Genomic DNA, 2,143 nt, shown 5'->3' with positions numbered 1-2,143 from the left:
GATCGATCCCGTCCGCTCCGCCTCCGACGCGCCGCAGGACGAGCGTCCGGTATCCGCATGGAGCCTCGTCAAGCCCTACTGGGTATCGTCCGAATGGAAAATCGCATGGGGCCTGCTGGTCGCGATCATCGCGATCAACCTCTGCGTGGTCTGGATCAACGTCCGGCTGAACAAGTGGAACGCGGAGTTCTACAACGCGCTGCAGTCGAAGGACGTCCACGACTTCCCGAACCTGCTGATGCAGTTCTCCGCGCTCGCATTCGCGTTCATCATCCTCGCCGTGTACGGCCGCTACCTGCGGCAGATGCTCGGCTTCCGCTGGCGCCAGTGGCTCACCGACCGCTTTCTCGGCCAGTGGCTCGGCGATCGCGCGTTCTACCGGATCGAGCGTGACCGTCTCGCCGACAACCCCGACCAGCGGATCACCGACGACCTCCAGTCGTTCGCGACGACCACCCTCGCGCTGTCGCTCGACCTGCTGTCGACGGTCGTTACGCTCGTGTCGTTCATCACGATTTTGTGGTCGCTCGCCGGCGCGCTGACGATTTCGCTCGGCGCGACACCGATCGCGATCCCCGGCTACATGGTGTGGGCGGCCGCGCTGTACGCGGTGGTGGGCTCGCTGATCATCCAGAAGGTCGGCCATCCGCTCGTGTCGATCAACTACCAGCAGCAGCGCGTCGAGGCCGACTTCCGCTTCGGGCTGATCCGCGTACGCGAGAACGCCGAGCAGATCGCGTTCTACGACGGCGAGAAGACCGAGACCGGTAACGCGCAAAACCTCTTCGCGCGCATCCGCGACAACTGGTGGCGCGTGATGAAGTACACGAAGCGGCTCACGTTCGTGCTGAGCTTCTACGGACAGATCGCGATCATCTTCCCGCTCGTCGTCGCCGCGCCGCGCTATTTCGCGGGTGCGTTCTCGTTCGGCGTGCTGATGCAGATCTCGTCCGCGTTCGGCACCGTCAGCGATTCGTTCTCGTGGTTCATCAACAGCTACTCGACCCTCGTCGAGTGGCGCGCCACCGTCAACCGTCTGCGCGAATTCAAGCGCGTGATGGGCACGTCGCACCTGAAGGAAAGCCTGTCGCCCGCGACCGAGCACGGCGGCATCAACCTGCACTACGTCGACGACGTGACGCTGTCGACGTCATCGCTCAAGCTCGCGCTGCCGAACGGCAACGCGCTCGCGAACATCGGCAGCGTCACGATCGAGCCCGGCTCGCGCTGGCTCGTGATCGGCAAGTCGGGTTCGGGCAAGAGCACGTTCATGCGCGCGCTCGCGGGCCTGTGGCCGTTCGGCGACGGCGCGATCGATGCGCCGGTCGGCGCGCGGATGATGTTCGTGCCGCAGACAAGCTATCTGCCGATCGGCACGCTGAAGGCCGCGCTCACCTATCCGGCGACGGCCGACGCGTTCAGCGACGATGCCTGCCGCGACGCGCTGCGCGCATGCCGCCTCGAGGATTACGTCGAGCGCCTCGGCGAGACCGCGCACTGGACCCGCGTGCTGTCGCCAGGCGAACAGCAGCGCCTGGCCGGCGCGCGCGTGCTGCTGCACAAGCCCGACTTCCTGTTCCTCGACGAAGCGACGAGCGCGCTCGACGCCGACAACGAGGCACGCCTCTATCACCTGTTCGCCGAACGGCTGCCGAAGGCCGCGATCGTCAGCATCGCGCACCGCGAGTCGCTGGCCGCGTTCCATGTCGGCACGATCAACGTCGAGCGCGTGAGCGACAGCGACAAGGTCGCGGCGTAAGCGCACGCGGCGCGCATAGCGCTAGGATCGCACCCGTCACCGGCGCCGGCTCGGGGCTCGGCTCGGGGCTCGGCGCGGAGCTTGCGCGGCGGGTCGCGGGTCGCGGGTCGCGGGTCGCGGGTCGCGGCATGGTATTGGCGCTGCACAGCGCACGGCTCGCCAAAGGCTCCCGTGCGCGCACGGCGCGGCGCGGCGTGCGTCACGCTCTCTGGCGATCTCGGAGACCTCGGCAAGCCGGGCTGAACGATGTCGATGGGTTCGGGAAAGGTGATGGCGGATCTCGTCACCGGGAGAGGACCGAAGATCGATCCATCGGGGTGGACGCTCGCCCGCTACGGGTAGCAAGCCGGACGTCGCGCGACGTCGCCGGAGCGCCACAGCGGC

At 67.3% G+C, this 2,143-nt stretch carries 1 protein-coding gene; it reads left to right on the top strand.

Annotation, left to right across the window (positions count from 1 at the left end; all coding sequences use genetic code 11):
* The first annotated feature begins 1 nt into the window (after nucleotide 1).
* Nucleotides 2–1,759: an ABC transporter ATP-binding protein/permease gene (locus JYJ84_RS34900; RefSeq protein ID WP_205190145.1), complete on the top strand. Its 1,758-nt coding sequence runs from the start codon at nucleotides 2–4 to the stop codon at nucleotides 1,757–1,759.
* The last annotated feature ends 384 nt before the right edge of the window (nucleotides 1,760–2,143 follow it).

This window comes from Burkholderia sp. LMG 13014 (assembly GCF_905232215.1).
In the GTDB taxonomy this organism is placed as follows: domain Bacteria; phylum Pseudomonadota; class Gammaproteobacteria; order Burkholderiales; family Burkholderiaceae; genus Burkholderia.
The sequence above is the reverse complement of the archived record's forward strand: the minus strand, read 5'-3'. Positions and strand labels throughout refer to the sequence as shown.